At 48.4% G+C, this 21,794-nt stretch carries 14 protein-coding genes; 3 read left to right on the forward strand and 11 right to left on the reverse strand.

All coding sequences use genetic code 11. From position 1 onward, the window contains the following. Positions 1–31 precede the first annotated feature (31 nt). The 4 genes from ACOMG9_RS13945 to ACOMG9_RS13960 form a co-directional block, all read right to left on the reverse strand. A complete protein-coding gene (locus tag ACOMG9_RS13945) occupies positions 32–1,309 on the reverse strand; it encodes a replication-associated recombination protein A (RefSeq protein ID WP_448218647.1) in 1,278 nt (425 codons plus the stop codon). 62 nt (positions 1,310–1,371) lie between these two features. Further along, positions 1,372–2,085, reverse strand: a complete 714-nt coding sequence (lolA, locus tag ACOMG9_RS13950; protein WP_448217306.1) for an outer membrane lipoprotein periplasmic chaperone LolA — start codon at positions 2,083–2,085, stop codon at positions 1,372–1,374. Between the two features lie 6 nt (positions 2,086–2,091). Continuing rightward, positions 2,092–4,524, reverse strand: a complete 2,433-nt coding sequence (locus tag ACOMG9_RS13955; protein ID WP_448217307.1) for a DNA translocase FtsK — start codon at positions 4,522–4,524, stop codon at positions 2,092–2,094. Between the two features lie 113 nt (positions 4,525–4,637). Beyond that, a complete protein-coding gene (locus ACOMG9_RS13960; RefSeq protein ID WP_448217308.1) occupies positions 4,638–5,633 on the reverse strand; it encodes a C45 family autoproteolytic acyltransferase/hydrolase in 996 nt (331 codons plus the stop codon). 326 nt (positions 5,634–5,959) lie between these two features. Between ACOMG9_RS13960 and ACOMG9_RS13965 the strand changes: the two genes are divergently transcribed. Together ACOMG9_RS13965 and ACOMG9_RS13970 are read left to right on the forward strand one after the other, a co-directional pair. Further along, a complete protein-coding gene (locus ACOMG9_RS13965) occupies positions 5,960–6,160 on the forward strand; it encodes a hypothetical protein (RefSeq protein WP_494528978.1) in 201 nt (66 codons plus the stop codon). 87 nt (positions 6,161–6,247) lie between these two features. Beyond that, entirely contained in the window at positions 6,248–6,553 is a 306-nt protein-coding gene (locus ACOMG9_RS13970; RefSeq protein ID WP_422134059.1) for an RNA recognition motif domain-containing protein, read from the forward strand. A gap of 282 nt (positions 6,554–6,835) precedes the next feature. On the opposite strand, the gene ACOMG9_RS13975 is transcribed toward ACOMG9_RS13970, so the two are convergent. After that, positions 6,836–7,243 carry a hypothetical protein gene (locus ACOMG9_RS13975; RefSeq protein ID WP_422138176.1) on the reverse strand — a complete coding sequence of 136 codons (408 nt, stop codon included), beginning with the start codon at positions 7,241–7,243 and terminating at the stop codon, positions 6,836–6,838. 171 nt (positions 7,244–7,414) lie between these two features. Here ACOMG9_RS13975 and ACOMG9_RS13980 point away from each other — a divergent pair, with 171 nt between their 5' ends. Next, on the forward strand, positions 7,415–8,311 hold the full coding sequence (locus tag ACOMG9_RS13980) for a hypothetical protein (RefSeq protein WP_494528979.1): 897 nt from the start codon (positions 7,415–7,417) through the stop codon (positions 8,309–8,311). Positions 8,312–8,378: 67 nt separating this feature from the next. Here ACOMG9_RS13980 and ACOMG9_RS13985 read toward each other — a convergent pair whose 3' ends face one another. The 6 genes from ACOMG9_RS13985 to ACOMG9_RS14010 all read right to left on the reverse strand — a co-directional run bounded on the left by ACOMG9_RS13985 (position 8,379) and on the right by ACOMG9_RS14010 (position 21,668). Then, entirely contained in the window at positions 8,379–11,435 is a 3,057-nt protein-coding gene (locus ACOMG9_RS13985) for an efflux RND transporter permease subunit (protein WP_494528980.1), read from the reverse strand. Between the two features lie 2 nt (positions 11,436–11,437). Beyond that, complete coding sequence (locus ACOMG9_RS13990; protein WP_422134063.1) at positions 11,438–12,583, reverse strand: efflux RND transporter periplasmic adaptor subunit; 1,146 nt, start codon at positions 12,581–12,583, stop codon at positions 11,438–11,440. A gap of 174 nt (positions 12,584–12,757) precedes the next feature. After that, positions 12,758–13,468, reverse strand: a complete 711-nt coding sequence (locus tag ACOMG9_RS13995) for a TetR/AcrR family transcriptional regulator (protein ID WP_448217312.1) — start codon at positions 13,466–13,468, stop codon at positions 12,758–12,760. Positions 13,469–13,906: 438 nt separating this feature from the next. Further along, a complete protein-coding gene (locus tag ACOMG9_RS14000; protein WP_494528981.1) occupies positions 13,907–16,195 on the reverse strand; it encodes an ATP-binding protein in 2,289 nt (762 codons plus the stop codon). A gap of 529 nt (positions 16,196–16,724) precedes the next feature. Next, a complete protein-coding gene (locus ACOMG9_RS14005) occupies positions 16,725–18,431 on the reverse strand; it encodes a mechanosensitive ion channel domain-containing protein (protein WP_422134066.1) in 1,707 nt (568 codons plus the stop codon). 159 nt (positions 18,432–18,590) lie between these two features. Beyond that, a complete protein-coding gene (locus ACOMG9_RS14010; protein WP_494528982.1) occupies positions 18,591–21,668 on the reverse strand; it encodes an ankyrin repeat domain-containing protein in 3,078 nt (1,025 codons plus the stop codon). Positions 21,669–21,794 lie beyond the last annotated feature (126 nt).

Consider the following 21,794-nt stretch of genomic DNA (forward strand, 5'->3'; position numbering starts at 1 on the left):
ATCTTTCAGTTGTCACGAGAACCGGTATGGATCAGTCTTCCTGACGTCGGCGAACGGGACTCTGCTGATCCCATTGCGCCAGTTTCCCGAGCTTCTCCCGAATTTTGATTTCCAGTCCGCGATCATTGGGCTGGTAGTACTTTCGGGCCTCCATATTCTCTGGAAAATAGCATTCACCGGCTGCATAGGCATTGGGCTCGTCATGGGCATAGCGGTATTCAGAACCGTAGCCCAAGGATCCCATCAGCTGGGTGGGAGCATTTCTGAGATGGTGCGGAACGTCAAAGGAAGGGTTTCCTTTGACATCGGCCATCGCCGCCTTCCAGGCCAGATAGACGGCGTTACTCTTGGGCGCACAGGCACAATAAACTGTGGCATGGGCCAGAGCCAGCAACCCTTCCGGACTGCCCAGCCGCTCATAAGCCTGCCAGGCATTCATGGTCATCTCCAGCGCTCTTGGATCGGCATTGCCAATGTCTTCACTGGCAATCGCTACCAGTCTGCGAATGATATAGAGTGGATCAGCGCCACCATCCACCATTCTGGCAGCCCAATAGAGTGCGGCATCGGGATCAGAACCTCTCACGGATTTATGAAAGGCTGATATCTGATCGTAAAATGCGTCACCGCCCTTATCGAAACGTCGGCCACTGTCGGCGAGAATCTCGGTCACCGTTGCCACTTTAATCTGGCCATCCTCACTGAGATCTGCCGCTACTTCCAGAGTATTCAGAACCCGTCTGGCATCGCCATCGCCATAACGAATCAGAATATCTTCAGCTTCAGGCTCCAGTGAAACAGGACTGCCCTTAAAACCCCGTTCGTCAGACAGAGCCTGATGGAGCACTTCTCTGAGCGCATCGTCCGTCAGCGGTTTTAATACATAAACCCGGGCCCTGGAGAGCAAGGCGTTGTTCAACTCAAAGGAAGGATTCTCGGTAGTAGCACCGATAAATGTGATAGTGCCATCTTCAATATGGGGCAAAAAAGCGTCCTGCTGAGACTTGTTAAAACGATGCACCTCATCCACGAACAAAATGGTTTTGCGCTGACGGGTCATCTGCTCGTCCCGAGCTCTGGCGACCGCAGCCCGAATGTCTTTGACACCAGAGAGAACCGCAGACAGTGTTTCAAAGTGGGCATCACAGACACCGGCAACCAACTGGGCCAGAGTTGTTTTCCCGACCCCTGGTGGCCCCCAGAAAATCATCGAATGAATGGCACCCTGCTGCAAAGCTTCACGCAGAGGTTTGCCTCTGGCCAGAATATGCTCCTGCCCCAGGTACTCATCCAGGTTGCGGGGCCTCATGCGTGCAGCAAGGGGCTCATAACGGGATGACTCGTCGTCAAACAAACCGGCAGAATACACAGCTAACCCCGGGTCTCATCAATGACATCAAAACCTTTGGGAGGTTTTACCTCAAACAGGCTGTCATTCAACTGAGTGTTTTCCTTCACCCCGGAGAACAGGATTCTGCGCTTGCCACCCAGAGAATCAGACAACTCAATAGCGCTTAGCCTCCCCTGGCGAAAATCAATATCCAGCTTCTCAAACAGGTCTGACTCCTCTCTGGGTGTCAGAGTGAATCTCTCATTGCGATCCTTGCTATAGACAGAAACCTTGTACTGTTTCAGCAACTCACGGGCATTCCCTGTCAGCAGTTTGGCTGGCGTATTGGCCCTGCGTGCATCCTGCTTCTGGATGATCACCTGCTGGAGTTCAGGGTCTACCATCCAGACTTTATTGCCCTGGGCAACGATCTCCTGTTCAAAAGGTTCCCTGGTAAGCCAGCGAAAAAGATCAGGACGTTTCATTTGCATCTCCCCGGATTCTGTCTTGGTACGACCATCAGAAGAGACCGCTTGCTGTTGAAAATGAGCACTCAGACTTTTTATGGACTGCAGTTTTTTGGCGAGAGCCTGAGAGGCTTTCTCATCGTTCAGCCCCTTGCTGACATCCAGCTTCTTGACTGGTTGAGCCTTCAGGGTGGTGGCTGAAACATTTTCCAGCGGGGCCGCCATGACCTGCGCTGAGACATTGAAAATAGCAGTAATTACAACCACTTGGGAAATTTTATTAAACACTCAACTTCAACCCTTCACGGGAGGTGGTGCGATCACCTCACGATTACCATTATGACCTGCCGGACTCACCACACCGGCTGTTTCCATAGTCTCTATGATACGCGCAGCGCGGTTATAACCAATCTTTAATTTACGCTGCACTGACGAAATTGACGCTCTTCGGCTTTCAGTCACAAAGGCGACCGCTTCATCATACAGGGCGTCTTGCTCTGAATCTTCATCCAGTCCACCACTGAAAGCACTGCCGTCGGAAGCCGTATCGGCGCCACTGAGAACGGCTTCCACATAATCAGGTTTGCCCCGCTTCTTCCAGTCAGCAACCACCCGGTGCACTTCATCATCGCTGACAAAAGCACCGTGAACACGAATAGGAACACTGGTTCCCGGCGGCAGGTAGAGCATGTCGCCATGACCCAGCAATTGTTCTGCCCCACCCTGATCAATGATGGTGCGGGAGTCAATTTTACTGGACACCTGGAAACTGATTCGGGTCGGAACATTAGCTTTGATCAGGCCGGTAATGACATCCACCGAAGGACGCTGGGTTGCCAGTATCAAATGGATGCCCGCCGCACGGGCTTTCTGGGCAATCCGGGCAATCAGTTCTTCGACTTTCTTACCGACAATCATCATCATGTCAGCAAACTCATCCACCACCACGACAATGAACGGCAGTGATTCAAGCTCAGGGGCCAGATCACCGAGGGTCATGGCTTCGTGGAATGGATCACGCAAAGGCTCGCCCGTAGCCGCCGCATCTTTGACCTTTTTGTTGTAGCCAGCAATATTCCTGACCCCCAGAGCCGCCATCAGCTTGTAGCGACGTTCCATTTCTGCCACACACCAGCGCAGGGCGTTGGCGGCTTCTTTCATGTCGGTCACTACGGGAGATAGCAAATGCGGAATACCGTCATAAATCGACAGTTCCAGCATTTTCGGGTCAATCATAATCAGACGAACGTCTTCCGGCCCGGATTTGAAGAGCATGGAGAGCAGCATGGCATTAACGCCAACCGACTTACCGGAACCGGTAGTCCCTGCCACCAGCAGGTGCGGCATTCTTGCCAGATCTACCACCACCGGCTGACCGGCAATATCATGTCCAAGCGCCAGACTGAGTGGGGATGCGGCTTGTTCATAAGCTCTGGAAGCAATCAATTCTGCAAAGAACACCGTTTCCCGGTCGTCGTTGGGAATTTCGATGCCCATCACTGACTTGCCAGGAATCACTTCAACCACCCGGACACTGACCACAGCCAGAGAACGGGCAAGATCCCTGGCCAGATTGGAAATCTTGCTGGCCTTGACTCCGGGCGCAGGCTGAATCTCATAACGGGTAATCACCGGACCCGGATGCACAGCGACCACTTCAGCTTTAACACCAAAGTCTGCCAGCTTGGCTTCCAGCAGGCGGGAGACAATGTCCAGCTCTTCCTGGTTAATACCGTTGCCATGATCTTTGATTTTGTCGAGTAAGCCCACGCCGGGTAGTTCACCTTCCGGCGGTATTTCAATGGCATCTTCTATATCGGCTAAAGGGCTTTTCCCGGGCACGGCAATTTTGCCGAGTCTGGTGGGTTTTGATTCGGGCTCAGGAGCCGGGAGAACCACTACAGGCTCCTGACGCTGCCTTGGAGCAAAGTCGGCAGGCTCCGGCTCAGGCTGAGCGGCTTGAAAGGCTTCACGATCCCTTTCACGTTGCTCTTTCCAATCAGCGATGCGAGCCCGGATGATTGCAACCAAACGGATAATGCCCCTGCCTGTTCTGGCAAAAGTTATCTTTAATAACCGCCCGATTGTATCCAGAACCTGAAACCATGACAGATGGGTGTATATAGTGAATCCCACCAGAAAAATGGCCAGCAAAATCAATGTGCTGCCGACCAGATTAAAAACAGGCAGTGACTGTTCCATAATCATGCGACCGAGAATACCACCGCTCCGGGCAGGCAAGCCCCTGCCGACTGTTTCCAGATGAATAGCAGCCAATGCTGCCCCTGTAGCCAGAGCCAGCAGTAATCCCAGTGAGCGCATAACAAACCAGCCGGGTTGCCAGCGCCAGGCACTGTATCGATATTGAAAAACCAGCACCGTTTTGATGACCAGCAGAACCGGTATCCACCAGGCAAATACACCAAACAGGGAAAACAGGACATCACTGAACCAGGCTCCCGCTCTGCCTGTGCTGTTTGCCACTTCTCCTTCATGGCCCACGTAGCTCCAGCCGGGATCTGTAGGGCTGTAAGAAAACAGCGCCAATGCAGTAAAAGCAGCCAGCACCAGCAGGAATAACATACCCGCTTCTCTCAGTCTCAGTACCAGAGCACTGGCTTCTTCAGTCCCTGCGCCAGAGTCCGCATCACGAATACCCGTTATGGCTTTGAGCATCGGCTTTTCTTCTGCGGCTCGCTTACGCTTCTTGGTGATCGATTCGGACATTCGACTCCCGTTTAATCTCCTGACAGTCTCATCAACAGTTGCTCTGCGCGCAGAGCAGCTCACGGTTTATTTCAAGATACCATGCAACCAACACAGGGTCCCAGCATTGAATATTACGCCAGGCGGTAACTCTCAAACCCCTGCTCAGGGTCGTGCCCCTCCCTCAACAACATTTGTCGTTTACCAAGATTCATTATCAGGGTCACCAGAGTTCCCGCATTTCCGGTCAGCTCATGATAACTGTAGGGCCTGAGAACCGGAAAAGGTTTTTCATTATTATCAAGCATTTGCATCATGGTCTTAAGGTTCAGTTGAGGGTTATACAGTAACCCATCCTCTAGCCGTTTGAGCCGGGTCTCAGTACACGGCTTTGATGAAGTTGGCTGGGCCTGACCCGGCTGAAAGTAATGATTGGTATGCAGATAAGTATCCTGTTCCGTGGATTGGAACCAGGGCTGATCAGGTGCCAACTCAACCGCTATGGTTTCTTTTTTATCCGCGACCATAATGTGACTGGCCTTGCCTGCCCCGTGAGCCTCGATCAGAGATCGGGCTTCCTGAAGGCTTTGAGATTCCAGCAATGCTCTCAATAAAATGTGAACAGGCAAGCCGGTCAGTTTTCGGGTGGCGGGCAGAATATTCAGACAGACACCCAGCCCCGCAGAGTTCATTCCGATTTTGGCCAGCATACCCGGCTCGGTCATGGTCAGAAATCGATGACCGTTTTCGAGTTCAACATCTGCCAGGGCCAACTTGCCTGCCAGTGCTTCAGCCCAGTCCCAGTTTTGCCCTATCAGCCCCTGCCTTGGGAATGCGACAGAAGAACACTCAATGGGCGAGGACATAAGCTCACTGCGGGCGTTAATGCAATAAATCCAAAAAGGCTCAATGTCTGCGGCTTCGGCAATAGCATCCATCTCCACTTTATAGTGCGGTCTGAATGACAGAACTTTCTGCATCAGCAGATCAAGATGAGACTGTAAACGTTCCCTGTCTCTAAGAAAACGTGACCGGTAGTAATCCAGCACTGCGCTGATTTCATCGCGCATCTGCTCACCATGGATACGCCCCCGGTTTTTGGCTGATCCATTGAGCGCCAGTTTTTTCATCAATATGAGCCCCGAAATGTCCCGATTCATTAACAGCCCAATGCTCAATGGGCTTCCGTTGACGCTGCTGGTCTCGATTCTTGTGTCACTCTTCGTGGAAGATAACACAACAGAAAGCCAAGAAAAAAATCAGGATCATATGATTTCAGGAGTCGCTCCTGTATCAAAATCCCCGGCAGAGAGTATCTTTCGATATCAAGCTATTGAGCCTTGCTGCTTTACCTTCACTGATGTCTTTAAATATCACCCGTTTCAACTTCATACTTGACATAAAGCAATGAGGTTATAATCTGGATGCATGGCTTGGCTGACAGGCCATGATAATAATGATACTCATGATGTCAGAATATGGACTGTCTGGCTGCACTGAGTGCTCCGTTCACGAAAACCAGAACATTCAGGATATGATTCCGGAAACCCTGTGCAAAGAGGCCATTGGCCCCTCCCTTCATAACAACAAGAGAGATCAAAATGTTTCTGCCGGGTTTCTGCTGAAAGCCCTTAGATGTCGTCCTGAATTTAAATAATGATGCTGCCCAATGCCTTGTTCGAGCCAAATTGTGTGTCTCGATTCCGGGTTACAGTAGCTTTGGATAATTGGAGACCTATTTACCATGCAACAGAATAAACTGTTTATAGGTAACCTTCCTTTCAGCAGTGATGAAAGTGACCTTCAGCAAGCCTTCGAGCAATTTGGTGAGATCGATGAAATTCGCGTGATTACCGACAGGGAAACCGGTCGCTCCAGAGGTTTTGCCTTTATTACTTTTGCAGAAAGTGATAACGCTCAATCTGCTTTAACTATGGATGGTAAAGAATTGAATGGCAGACCCCTTCGAGTCAATTTTGCTACCGAACGCAATGCTGGAAAGACCCGTGGCAAGTCCCGCAATCAAACTCCTACGAGAAACAATGTCTGATTAAGGCGACGAACCTGACAGGGAAACAGATCGGTCATTTAATTTCAGTACCCGATATGACAGTGATGAAAGCTATGCTTTCCGGGCACCTGGTCGGCTCTGGTTGGCTTCAATCAGAAGCGGGAAATGGTTCCCGGCTTCCCTGATCATGACCCTGTCTTTTTTCTCCAGAATTTTTCATCATTCCCTGCTGTCACTTCATCGGGTTGATGGGTATTTTTCTCGGCACTTGCAGATCCATCGCTCGTTGAATCTGCATTTGCGGTTGTTGAATGGCTTTTGCTATCGGGTTGAACCGGAATTACTGAATTCAGGAATGGGCACTCTTGAAGTGCTGCTACAGTTTTTATTCTGTGCCAGACCTAGCAGGTAATTGTAACGTTGACGAAAGGCATTAATTTCAATCTGCTCTGCCTGACTGAGGTCCATAAAGAACCAGGGAACCAAGAGAAACGCACCGGCCACCCCCAGGGTTACGTTTTTACCGGTTTTATCGGTCTTGGGAACCAGCCTTCTGATTTCCTCCTCGATAAAGACTATTTCGTTTTCCAGAGCTGCACAGGAGCGATTGATATCCCCGTACTGTCGTACAGCAACCGGATGTGCATCCCTGCCTGCACAGCCTGCCTGCAGCAGCGTGACGGCCAGTAGTGATAGACCGGCAATTCGATGACTATTTCTTAACAACATAATTTAATCTGAACACTCTAAAAAAACCAGATATAGGTTAGACCAACAAAACGATACTTCGTTCACTCCTTACAAAAAAATAAATAAAAACCTCTTTCGCAAGCCTCATCCCTATCCACTTTTGCCGATACAAATCTAACGTCTCCCTGCAACTGATTAATGGATGTCCTGATGAATAATGTGATGAATAAAAAGTATTTGCTTTCCCTTGCTCTGCTTCTCTCTCCTGTCATACAAGCTAACCAAAAACCTATAAAACCGGTTGAACCCGTAAAGGCTGAAATGACCGTTGAATCTGCCACTCAACCCGAACTCTCAGATAAATCTCCTCTGCCACTGGTTTCTGCTGCGGTGCGCTATGGAATGATGGCCAGTGCTTATTTGAACAGCCCCAGTGGGATGGTGACAGAAGGCTATCGTTTTCAAATCAGAAGCCTCTACCTGTCTTATCTGAAAGAGATGCTGGCAAAGCCGGGTCATACCGTTGAAAAAATTAATGAGACACTGTTGGCACAGTGGATGATGAGGCTGGGCCGTGAAGGTTTTGGACCTGAGACACTCCTGAGTATCAAAAATGGCATGCAGGACAAACTGGCCGAGTGGAGCCAGAAAAGCCTGTCAGGACAGATTACGCCTTCCCTGGAGTCCACTGAAATCATGCCCAAACTCGAACAGCAGATTAAGGCCTGCAAAAGAATGACGCCTCAACCCTCCAGTGATCCCGCCAAACGTCGCTCTTGCCACCAGGCCGAATCCCTGACCAGAATTGAATCCAGTGCAGTGATCGGCCCTGACCTGCTGAAAAGCGCCATGCTGAAATTGATTCCCTCTTATGCCCAGGGATTAATAGATGTGTCCGGTCGTCCCTACTACCGGGCATTTATCACGTCGAAAGAAGATTTTCAGGGGAGCGTGAGCACTTTACTGAGCCAGGGTTACACTGCACGTCAGCTCGCTGAAATTCTGGAATTTGCTGGTGTGGATTATCCGGAGGTTTTTAACAACCTTTATTACTATGCCCTTCGAAATGACCAGAGTATTCATGAACCAGTCGTAACTCAAAACTGAACATCCTCCATAAAAAAAGGGCCGTGCTTATAAAAGTCACGGCTCGTTTTTTTTGTCAGCAACTGCCCTATCCGTCGTATCGAACCCTGTAAAGCAGTGAATAAGTCACTGGCAGTACAATCAGCGTCAAAACGGTTGCAAAGCCGAGACCAAAGATAATAGTCACCGCCATTGAACTGAAGAAAGCATCAAACACCAGCGGTATCATACCCAGCATGGTGGTCAATGCAGCCATGCAAACCGGGCGTACCCTGCTGACAGAAGCATCAACAATGGACCTGGCAAGATTGCCGGTTTTCTCTTCTTCAATGTTGATTTGTTCCACCAGGACAATGCCATTCTTGATCAACATACCTGAAAGACTCAGTAAACCAAGCAGCGCTGTGAATGTGAAAGGCATATTCAGTAACAGCAAACCTGCCGACACCCCGATGACACCCAGAGGTACGGTAAACCAGATAGCCAGTGGCTGCCGAACCGTACTGAACAGCAAAACCGTAATAATAAACATTATCAGGTAACCCATCGGCAATGACTTAAAGATGCTGCCCTGGGCATTACTGGACATTTCGAATTCACCGCCCCATTCCAGGGTGTAACCTTCTGGCAGGCTGATGGACTCAATTTTATCCTTGAGCCTCAATCGAACCGATTCGGGGGTTTCACCTGTGAAGGGTCTTGCGTCTGCCATGACCGTGAGAACACGCTTCAGGTTACGACGCACAATCAGCGGATTTTCTGTAGCCGATTCGAAGCTGCTCACGACCTGAGCTACTGGCACAAAGGCATTACGCTCCTGGCTCCATACCTGAAGATCGGTCAGGGTATTGGCGTTCAGGCGTTCTTCCTCCGGAGCTCTGGCTATGATAGGCAACAGATGACTGCCATCCCGATACACACCCACCTGCTTGCCGGTAAAGTTCACCAGCAAGGCTTCATCCAGCGTCTGTTTTGAAATACCGCTTCGGCGGCCTGCCGCTTCATCAAACTGAGGACGGGCAATGGTAACCTGCTCTCTCCAGGACTGTCTCACGTCTACGGCTGAGGGCTCTTCCTCCATGATGGCCATGGCTTTGGCGCCCAGTTCCCGAAGAATAGCGGGGTCTGAGCCGTAGAACCTTGCTTCTATGTTGGCGGCGGGTGAAGGACCGTTCTGCAACAGCTTGAACTTGAATTCAATGCCCGGGTATTTGGCGTTCATAGCCTTTTCCATGGGACCAATCAGCGCTTTCATCCGATCCCTTTCATCGACCTCGATAATCAGCTGTCCGTAGCTGCTGTAACTCTTTTCCGGAGCATATGTCAGAATAAAACGCTGAGCCCCCCTGCCCATCACCGAAGTGACATTCACGACGCCCTCGTAAGTCAGTACATCCTGCTCAAGTTGCTTGATGGCTTCTTCAGTGGCACGAATATCACTGCCTTCCTGCATCCAGACATCGACAAAGAAGATCGGTGTATTTGAAGGAGGAAAGAAAGACTGCTTAACATAACCAAAACCGACAATGGCCGTGAACAGAGCGGCCACCGTCAATAACAGAGAAATAATTCTGTGCTTCAGGGCTTTGTTCAGAAACCAGCGATAAAAAGAGAACAGAGCGCCTTTATAGGGATCAGATTCACTGCCCACCATGGCCTCGGACGGTTCCTTGAATACCAGATGACAGAAAAAAGGTGTCAAAGTGAGAGCCAGAACCCAGCTGATCATCAGGGACAAAAACAGCACCTGAAACAGGGAAACCATGAAATCACCGGTGGTATCAGGTGACAGACCAATGGGCGCAAAGGCGATAATGGCAATCACTGTCGCGCCCAGCAAAGGCCACTGATTCTGAACCACCACCTGCCTGATGGCGTCCATTCGGGAAAGCCCTCTGTGCAAACCCACCAGAACCCCTTCGGTGACCACAATAGCATTATCCACCAGCATCCCCAGGGCAATGATCAATGCCCCGAGTGAAATAAGCTGCAAATCGACTCCCAGCAAGTTCATGCCGATGAAAGTGCCCAGAATGGTCAGCAACAGAATACCACCCATTAACAGACCGGAACGCAGACCCATGGCAAACAGCAAGACAACTATGACAATGGCAATAGCTTCAGCCAGACTGATCAGAAAGCCATTTACTGAAGCTCTGACCACTTCAGGCTGGTCATAGACAGTGGTAACATCGATCCCTACAGGACGGCTTGACTCCAGTTCGGCCAGACGGGCATTAACGGCATCTCCCACATCCACTACGTTCACGCCCTTGGCAAATGAGATGCCCAGAGAAATCGCCTGCTCACCATTACTTCGATAAAGGTTTTGAGGCGTGTCATCAAAGGTAGTGTGAACATCAGCAATATCACCCAGGTAGATCAGTTCAGTGGTGCCGGGTGAACTGACCAGCAATTGCTTCAACTCACTGATGTCCCTGAACTCTCCCGTGGGATGAATACGTACCGAAAAGCCATCAATAAACATCTTTCCGGCATTGGACACAACATTCTGATTTTGGATCAAACTGAAGATATAGGCCGGATCGACACCCAGGGCGGCGGCTTTGGGCTGAGAAATCTCAATAACCACCTGTTCATCGACCGTACCCGCCAGGCTGACTTTCTTGACGCCGTCGACCAGAGAGAGTTCACGTTGAAGAAAGTCGCCATAACTTTCCAGCTCACGATAATTAAAGTCGCGGCCACTGATGTTCAGCATGATGCCAAAGACATCACTGAAGTTATCATTGACACTCGAAGGCAAGACACCCTGAGGCATAGACGACTGGGTATCATTGACCTTACTGCGAAGCTCATCCCATATTTGCGGCTGATCGCTGGCCGTGAACTCATCTTTCAGCTCTATCATGATCTGGGAGAGACCGGCACTGGAGACAGAATCGATATTCTTCACGTATTCCATCTCCAGAATGGCCCGTTCCAAAGGTAAAGTGACCTCTTCTTCAACCTGCTGGGGTGAAGCTCCGGGATACGCGGTGTTGACCATCGCCTGGGGAATCGGAAATTCCGGGAACTCCAACTTGCCCAGACCAAAGAAGGATACCGTACCGCCAATCAGCAGCAGGACCACAAACATCCAGCTGATCACTTTGTTTCGAATCGAATACTCAGCAATATTCATGCTTACAGCCCCCGCTCACGCTGCAGTGGCTTGACAGTCATGCCGGGGCGCAGCCGATTAACACCGGCTGAAACAATGCGCTCACCTTCTTTGAGCCCTGAAGTGACTTCGATACCCGACTGGAGAATGGTACCTGTGGTCACTGCAACCGGATTCACGGTGTTATTATGCTCATCGTATATCCAGACCTGCTCCCTGCCGCTGGTATTGTCTTTCAAAACCGCCGACAGAGGCACAATAAAGTGCTGACCGCCGTTGCTTCCCGGTGAAACTTTTGCCAAATCCATTGTCAGGGTTGCGCCCATGCCGGGATAAACCGTTAAGTCTTCAGGAATAGGCATGGTGAAAACGGCTTCATAGGACTGGGTACCGGGGCTCACTCTGGTGGCGTGCTCTTTGTAACTGACTTTGTATTCCGTACCGGGTCTTCCGGCAAAAGTGACCGTCGGCTGATAGCTGAAATCCACCTCCTCTTCCCGGACATTGGCGACAATACTCTCCGGAACCTGAATACTGACATCCAGGGTATTGCTGCCCTCCAGAATAAGAATGGCCTGCTGCGCCTGAACAAACTGATAATTCTCTACCAGAGTCTGGGCAACCCGACCATCAAACGGCGCCTTGAGTACAGAGTACTTCAATTTATCCCTGGCCAACTCCAGGGCGGCTCTGGCTGACTTGAGTTTGGCGTTGGAGTTATCCAGCTCGGACTGAGAGACCACTTTTTTCTGATAGAGCGATTTAATCCGTTTATTGTCCGTTTCTGCCAGATCAAAATCTGCCTGTCGGGCAGCCAGCTCATTGCGAATATCACGGTCGTCCAGCCTGGCCAGCAACTGCCCTTTCTTAACCTCTTCAGCCTGTTTGACAGGAAACTCCACCAGTTCGCCGGGAATACGGAAAGAAATCTCGGCTTCCTTGCTGGCATAGACCTTGGCCGGAAACTGTCGTAAGTTGCCGGCATTGGAATCTTCCACCTTGAACAGCTTCACTGGACGAGTCACCACTTTCTGTTCTTCCTGTGGCTGCGAGCAACCTGAAAGAACCAGAACCGCAGCGACCAGTGAGGTCAGAAGGAATGGCGAGTAACCCAACTTGTTGTTATTGATTGAAGCCTTACCTTTGGGCAGGCTGAACATCGATTTCATAAACTTTCTCCCTCGCGGACACAGGGCATCCCAACCCCGAATATCATTCGCAAAACAGCCTAAAAAATCCCCTGCGCGAGGGGATCAACATAAACAGCAATAAGCAAAGAAAAACACTCTGTGCCAGCTGCACATTTCAGAAATGGCAAATCAAACCGTGTTAAAGTAAGACTTTCAGTAGTCTGCTTCAAGGACTGTATAGCTAGTCACAACGCCCACCAGCTGATTAAGCCGTGATCTGGGAACGACAGAATGAAGATTCCAACCCGCCAGATAGCGTTCAATATTTGACAAGTGCAGATCCACTCCGTCGTCTTCTCGAAAGTCTGCATTGAAAACGCCAAAGCCTGACTCCTTAATCTGATAAAGACCGCAGGACAAGCCCCAAAGCCCCATCAACAGCTCAGCAACCAGCGCATCAGAAACGTCTTCATAGCCATTCTCAACAAGCGTCAGCCGAACCAGAGCCCTGAGCTGATTGTCAATATAGTTACCCAACTCATTCATGGCATTGCTGCGATTGGCAGAGGCTCTTTGCCAGATACTCGGGTTCATGGCCAGCTGACTGAGTGAAAAGTGCTCTGGATTATCCTGATTCACCTGCCACAGGCAGAGACAGATCATGACCATCTTTTCGACCGAAGCCAGATCTTTATCCAGAACACGATGCAGCACCTGAATTTTTTGCCGGGCCAGAAAATAAGCGCACCCCAGAAGCAGATCTTCTTTACTGGAGAAATGAGAATAGATGGCTCCCATGGAGCACTCTGCCGCCTGGGCAACATCGGACATTCGCAGATCGAGGAAACTTTTCTCTTTCATCAGAAGGAGTGTGGCAGCAACGATCTCGGCTTCTCTCTGAATACGTTTCTGCTGTCTGGACATAAGGACGCTAATACTTGGAAATAAAAACGAATAATATTCGTTTTTGCTCAACTGACACAAGTTATTTTTTAGATTGGAAGGAGCCACGATCCGGATTTTTCACATTGCTGAATGGAGGTGTTCGGTTCAGGAATTTGAACCATGATCTACTGAATTGCGTCATTAAACCTGATTGGTCACTGTCTGCGCTCCACTGTCATGATCGATGGCAACGTCTGCCCGGTCAGTGCAGGCGTGCCAAAGAGTGGAAATTCCGCATTACAAACATTAATTCAGCGATTTTTCTGACGTAAAAGCAGTTTTGCGGGCCGAGACTCAACCTCGTTGACAAACACCGCTGGTTGGTCTGCATGGTTGCAGTTATTTGCCTTGGGCCCAAAGCACGTCAACAGACCCCGTTCTTCTGGCGACATCATGACTGCACTTTGGGCAATTTTATCAAGAAGCTTTGTTCCCACCAAACGCTCCCGGCAAACTTTGCTGTTTGAGCTGGTCCTGCAGTCCGAACTCCGCAAAGTCCGGGAACATATGCGCTAGCCGCTCCCTGACACAGACCTCATTATACTTAAGAGATAAATCTGGCTGATTTAAAAAAACCCGTACAGATTTTAACAATAATAAGCGGTCATTGGTTTTGACCACCAGCTTCAAGCCTTCGTTGTGTACTCTCTGAATAACATTTAAGAACTGCTTGATATGAGTATCATCATCAGTAACATCACACTCCATCAAAACAGCCTGATGCTGTGTTTTGGTTAAATCTCTGAGATCGTAATCCGAGCTTACAACATATATTCCGGGTAAAAAGGGGCTCCCCACCTGACGGATCTGTTCGGCCGGAATACTGAGTACTCTGACCAATTCTTCTATTGATACTGCGTGTTCAGTGATCACTGCTGCCGCATTGCGGCCGTGATACTGAGCCAGTTGCGATATTGCATCAGCAGCCTGTACTTCAGGGCTGTGCCACCATCGGGAACGGTGACTGTCTCCCTGCAAATCGCTCAGATAAAGAAAATTATGTGCGTACTCGGTTAAGGGATCAATATTGCAAGGGAATGCAGCTTTGAGAGGAATATGATGATTTGAACTGACCATGACGGCCTTATCATAATCCATCACATGTTTCATTGTTTTTGCCAGAAGTTGTTTGCTAAAGCAATCGCTGCGGGCATCATTGATGACCACCAAATCCTTACCGGCAAGCATTTCGTCAATCTTTACATTACATTTAGCCTGGAAGTGCTGATAAAGCTCACCAACCTTATCTGCGTCCAGATAGAGGGTGTTGACACCATACTTGGCTGCTTTTTTGGCAACAGCTACACAAAGATGTGTTTTTCCTATTCCTGGTGATCCGGTCAGGAATAGTCCCATGGGCTTTTTACTCCATGCTTCACCCTGATTATTAATCACAGCGTGCGTAAACTTCAGGGCCTTCTCATGCATGAGTTCCTGCTGTGTTGAGCAGGGTTTGTATTGATCTATATCAGCATCAAGATTTTCAGTGTGGAGCTGTGACCCGTAATGCACCGGCTTTGGTTTCATAGTCGCAGTGACAGACAAAAGCGGTTGACGGTGCCAGACTTGATCGCACTGGGACAAAAAATATTCCCAGAACTCAGTACGAAAGCGAGCCGCAGTATGGATACCACCAATAGGGTGGTCATAGGGCAGGATATCGCTGGCCCGCTCTGTATAGTTCGTTCTCCCTTCTTTAATGGCAAAAATTGTCTCAGGACTCTGTGGTTTATTGTAGCCATCAATCAGTATTTTTTTGACCTGGTCGTAGGTTTTCGGCTCATCAAATACACCCGGACCAAACCCCAGATAGAGATTCTGTCCGCTGCTGTTTTGCCCGGTGCATACCAGATTGAAACCCGCAGCAGAACCGCTCGCGTGCTTCAAATGGTAGCCTTTTACGCCCTGAATATAGAGGATATCACCTTTTTTTATCTCCTGTTCTGACTGCTCAGTGCTCCATGAACCCTTGTAAAACTCAAGATAATCAAACAGAGGATGGAGAGGGTTGCTAAAATCGGTCAGTTTTAAAGATTCACCTTCTTTTGCGAGTTTTTGGAAGAATTCAGAAACATGGCTGATGTGACTGAAAAGGTCGCAGGGAATTCTAAACTTTGAGATCGGTGCGCCAAAGATGCGGTCGAATTCGTCTGTGCCAATGATGGTTTCTATGGCTCGATACTGACAGGCCAAAAGGGTCATTGCACAGTCTGCAATGGTGGGGCCATGAAAAAAAGCATTCAGACACTCACTTGGTTTATGCCCATTGTCCCTTGCTACAAAGCTACGCCTGTTCATCGTGTCAAAATATTCCGGTAGTGAGTGCGCCCCGAGGTAGGTACTTTTTGTCAGCTTGCGAAGTTCGTGAGCCTGATAATCCACCCCATAAAAAACACCCAGACGTTTTTCTTCTTCTGCCCAACAATTATCCGCTTCATGACAAAAGCTTGTCGTGACTGAGCCCCGTCGATCGTATGGTGTGTTAACGAGCTGGAGCCAGTGAATTGTTTTTTCGGCGAACTGCTCAGCGAAGGGTTTAGTGCTGAGACTTTTCGGGAAGGCGTTGTAAGGGGGGGTTATCTGGTGTAAAGATTTGATATGATCTCTAAAAACACGCTTATCGTGGTATGAGACTTTTTTAGGAATTGAGTCAAAGACGACAGAAAAGCCTGCGCCAATTCCAACATCATGGTTTCCTCCATTCATTATATTCGACTTCTGCACGCATGAATCCACCTTTTCATTAGGATCGTCATGAATGAACTCCGCACCAGAAGATAATACACACCTGGACGTAATAGCTGTCTGTATCAGTTTCCCATCGATATCGATTGGTCTAAAAAGTTTTGAATCATCTTCATAATCTGATGACAAAGATGATACAAGCCTTGAGGGGTTACCCAAAAATGTTTTGGTATTCCCTACTTCAGAAGCTCTTTCAGTAGACTCTCCCGCCGGGAATTGGAGATTTGTGCCGGGTTGAAAGCTTGCAGGTTCAGTATACATATTTCTTATCCTCCACTTCTTATGCTTGCTGTTAATACCTTTTTGAAGCCATCATATTTAGTCAGCACGTTCAATCCTGCCTGAGAGTACTTCAGGTAATCTCAAGAGAGCGTGCTTATATGAATCTGACACTAAAGTCTTAATATCTTTGACAACGAAGAAATGATTTAGTTCATTGCTAAATGGAGGTGTTCGGTTCAGGAGTTTGAACCATGACCTACAGAATTGCTCACTGACAGCCTGTTACCTGCTCGCCCGGCAGGTCTGCTGGCGCCTTGCTATAAAAATGAAGCTCCCGTTGCGGGAATGGAATGGTGATACCTTCCCGGTCAAACCGGACTTTCACCTCACGGGTGATGTCCCAGTATACATCCCAGTAGTCGTCTGTTTTTACCCAGGGACGAACCACAAAATCCACGGATGACTCGTTGAGAATATTCAGACGAATGATGTGCTCCGGTGTTTTCAGTATTTTCTGGTGGCTGCAGACAATATCTTCAAGAAGGCTTTCAACCTGCTCAACATTGTCTCCATAAGCAACCCCAAAGACCATATCGACCCGGCGGATGCGCTCCGATGTGATGTTCTTAATGGTTTCTCCCCAGATTTTGGCATTGGGTACCATAAAGACCTGATTATCAAAAGTGCGAATTGTGGTGTTGACCAGACTCATTTTGCCCACTTTGCCTGCAACACCTCCGGCCTCAACATAGTCACCCACATCAAAAGGGCGATAGATCAGGATCATCATACCGGAGGCAAAATTGGACAGGGTATCCTGCAGGGCAAAACCGATAACGATACCGGCCACACCCAGACCGGTCAGTACCGGTGTTAAATCCAGTCCCACCTGTGCCAGGGCAAACAGGAGGCCGAAAACCACCACCAGGTTACCGCCAACACTGATAAAGAAATCCTGAACCAATGTACTGAAACGAGCTTTCTTAAGAGTAACGGCCCGGGATATCCCCCGCCGAACCAGACGAGATAGCATTATGGTGACTGCCATCAGAGCGACAAACAGTAAGAGGCGGGAGAGTATGCCGCCCAGATTTGATTTAAACCAATGAATCAAATCACCCCAGAGTCCGGCAATGACCGTGTGCAATGTTTCGATGTTAACGACGGCTTCTGCCAGATTACCGGTAGTTTTGAAAATCAGTTCATTATACTGTTCCACCGGCAGTCCCTGTTCTTGCATCATTATCACGATCTGTTTCAGATTCGCCACGGCACTGCGAACCAGACGGTCCTGAGTGGCAATTTTACTTTCCAAAGAACTTCGGGCATCTGCAGGAAGGGATTTCAGCTCCGTCTGTAACAACTCTTTCTGGCGGTTATTATTACGGAGATAGGTAGCCATAAACTCAGCGTAAAGGGTTATCTCCCGGTCAAGTTGCTGTTGCGCAGCGGCGCTATTGACCTTCCAGCTTTTCAGTAATTTCAGGTTATCCAGCCGTTCATTCAGCAGCCAGTTTATGTAGGCGTAGAAGTCGTTGATGTTGAACAACACCAGTAACTGCTCATCGGCACTGGCTTTCTCATATTGTTCAAACAGTTTGCGCAGATCAGTTGAGGCGGGGGTTAGCCGGGCTTCAAAAAAGCGGTTTTCTGCGTTCACCACCTCTTCACCCAGCTTTATGGTCTCTGGGGTATTAATAGCCTGAACCTGGTCAAGGAAATCATTAACCAGACGAGTAGTGGTGCGAATATCGGAAACGACTTGTTGCTGAATTAAATCGCGGGTCATCTCAGAACTGGTATCCTCCCAGTTGGCCTCCATCTGAACCACCCGTTTGCTGGCAGCTTCAATATTGCTGATGACCGAAGCCTGTGAAGCAACAAGCTCGGTTGCTGGCAGGGACTGGCTAGTGGTGTTTTCTGCTAAGGCGCTGAAAGAAAAAAACAGGAATATCCAGATAAGGTTTCTGAACATCGGAAATCTCCGAAAAGAACAAGAGTCTCTGTTCCAGTTTAGGTGGTGATGGGATTCCCTATGTGAAAATTTGATACCTTAGCATTAGTTCGGGGTCTGTAAAGAACGTCAGCCGACGTTTATAGGCATAAAGACCAGTAAACCGCTTCATGATTACTCTCAAGGCAACAGTTTTTTATAGCGACCAAATTGAAGCAGCGCTGCCACCACCTTGTTATTGAAAGGCTTATTCACATGCATTTGCTGCAGCCTGAAGTGATGGTTTGTTATTGAGTCCTTATCCAGGCAGCTATCAATATAATCAGCCAGGGCTTGCTCAGAAGGATCAAGCGCTGCGAGCAACGCCTTTTTTTCAATCCCGCCCAGTTTTTCTGCTTTATGTAACAGGCTCATAATGGTGACTGGCCGCAATTGCAAAGGCGATGGCTGGGGGTCTGCCCATACAAAATCCAACGCCTCATTTTCAAATTCAAACTCGTTGGTCTTTATCTTGTCAATATAAGAAACTGCCTCTGCATAGCGACCTTCCCTGACAAAATTGGACAACTTTTTAAGGACTTCAATCCCGGTGCCTTCCCTTTCCATCTGTAGCTTGCAGGAAAAGGCCAGGGCCTTTAAAGCCTCCAATGGCACTCCCATGTCCTGGGCCACTGGCGTATTTCCATAGGGAAGGAGAGAAAGATGGGGTTGGCCACTTTGCAACAGAGTCGTGGTCAGATTGGCACCTTCACTTAATACCGGGAAACGGGTGCTTTGCACCAGCTTATTGAAACTTTGCTGCGGCAGACTGGGCATAAGACACAGTAACCATTGGCTCCTGCCCGAGGCCATCAAAGAGGCCCGGTCCTGCTGATCCCGAAAGTCAACCAGTGTAAAGCCCGTGGTTCTGGTGATTTCTTTTAACGAACTTATTCCATTTTCATCCATATATTCATCTCCCTCTCTATCCTTATCCCTAAAAGCGCTGACCGTGGTGGTCACCACTACCGGGAGGGCGTCTGCTGCCTGACCCTGATTTATTTTAATAGCACTAAGCCAATTGCTTAGTATCGTTGCTTTATTCTGGCGCAGAACAGTGTGCAAACCATAAACTACCGCAATATGTATTTTTTCGTTGGCAGATAAATCACAAAGATCATCAATAGCAGAGATTAATGTTGCTCGATGGCTATCGACGGATTCGTTGGCTATTTCCGTTCCCTGTGGTTGCAGATCTTCGCCGGGAATAATGGCGTTTGCCGGTAGATGCAAAGAGACGATATTACAATCAGACACTGCATCCTTGTCGTCAATGGAAGTTGTGGGTGATTTATCGGTGAAAGTGGATTTCGAAACGTTGCAAGGCTGTGACCATAGAGAGTATTCGTTATTTTCATCATTCATTTTAACCGATGTTTTGGTATCCAAATACATCGTTTCATGCTCAATGAAAAAACGATAGGGTTTTAAAGTAATGTAGGATTCTTGTATGCACCCCAATTGCCAGTAAAGCATTTCGGGTCGAAAAAATGAAAGGGTAACGGCTGCATTGATTTTATTCTCGCTTCGAAGATTACAGCTGGAAATGATAACCCTGGTGTCTTTTATATAAATTTCCTGAATGTCCTGATTAATCTTTATTCCTGGCAGCAAGTAAGCCAACATTGATAATGCTATTCGCTGTTTCTTTAAGTATCCTGCCTGTTCTTTATGATTAAATTTTTGTCGTGTAATGAAATCACTGTAATCCGGGGGTGACAATTGCGCATGAATAGTTTTGGCGCCCAGGTCAACAAGGGTTTTAATGAGTCCAACCGATGCCACGGTATCACCCATAGACATGAATTGACCTTTTTTATCTAAATTTTCTTCAATGATACAATGTACATACACCCCTATTTCCTGCAACCCACTTAACAAGGCTTTAACCTGTGGCAAATATTTGTCGGATGATGATCTCTCGGCAAAACTGTTGTCGGGCTGATCCGATAAATTTTCTCCCCTGATATTTTTATTGAAAATTTTATCTTCTTCCTGCTGCAAGGTCTGTTGGAATAGCGTTTTATCGAAATTCTTCACCGGGCAAAACGGCAACTTCACTTTCTCCCGGGCCTCTCTGATCAGTTTTGCACAGATACCATTTTCTTTACTCTGAAATTCAGAGGCATATCCCATTTTCGTCAGTCGATTGATGAAGAACGGCTGCTCGAGAAGATATTTTAGAATTTCATCATGGCCACGTTTTATAGCCAGCTGAGTTAGCGGCTCCAAGTCATTTAAATAAACCTCGTCAGGTGTGAAAGTATCTGGACAGGTTTGAACGAGCCATTTTACACAATCCAAATGCCCACACTTTACCGCATGGCGAAGAAGGCTATTGGGTCGAAAAAAAGTACCCGCATTTTTTGCACTGCTGATAATAACTTCTGCACACTCCTTATGACCATTTTCCATCGCCAACCCAATAAGTGAATAATTGCCAACAAACAGATTCCGGAGACTTTCATACTCAAACATGGCCATTAAACCGGCTTTATTTCCGTGTTGCGCTGCCAGGTGAACCGGGGTGGCTCCTGATTTGTCTGTTGCCAGCAGTTCTTTTTCCAATAATGACAAGTTGGGGCAATTATCCAGAAAAAATCTCAAAAAATTATTTTGTTCTTCTTTAGCTGCGATATGCAGAGGTCGTTCGCCGTTATTATTTATTGCCAGCAACAGGTGCTGAGCTCCACTCACCAACAGCCGAGATAAGTCATCATGGCCGTGTAGCAGCGCCAGATGCAGAACGGAGTTACCTTCTTCATCTTTAATAGCCAGAGCAAGGGGGTTTTTGCTAATGCATTCTTTTACGCTTTCTGTATCCCCCTGCCTTATCAGGTTTATCAGGACTTGCGGGGAGGAGTTATCCGCAAGATTGCGCTGACGCCATGGTGCCTCCTTCGAAGAGACTTGCAGTTCCGCCATTTCCATCATCACTTGTTGCATCAGCACATTATCAGATGATTCCGGGAGTGCTTTTTTACTTTCGGGTCTGGAGTAAGGATGACCAAGAATGGAGCGAGCCTGGATCAGTCTTACTGTTCTTGTAGCGCGTAAGCTTTCAGATGGCATAAAGCTTTGACTATGCCGTAATGCCACGCTCTGGACAGAAGGTATTCCGGTAGCCGGGGCTGTTACGGGATTGTGCTTTTCAGATGTGTTTTTATCACCACCATTCAGGTTTACTGGATTGGAAGATGCCCCTCCTTTTGGCAGCATTGTTGTTTCCCTCCTGAAAATCTTGCCAGCATCAGCCAGCTTTTTTTAGACAACTGATAACTAAAAAAGTTCTGTCTCAGGGAACTTTTATTCGATACCGGGAACAGCCTCATCAAGTGTATCTTC

The organism is Endozoicomonas sp. PH6C (assembly GCF_059322965.1).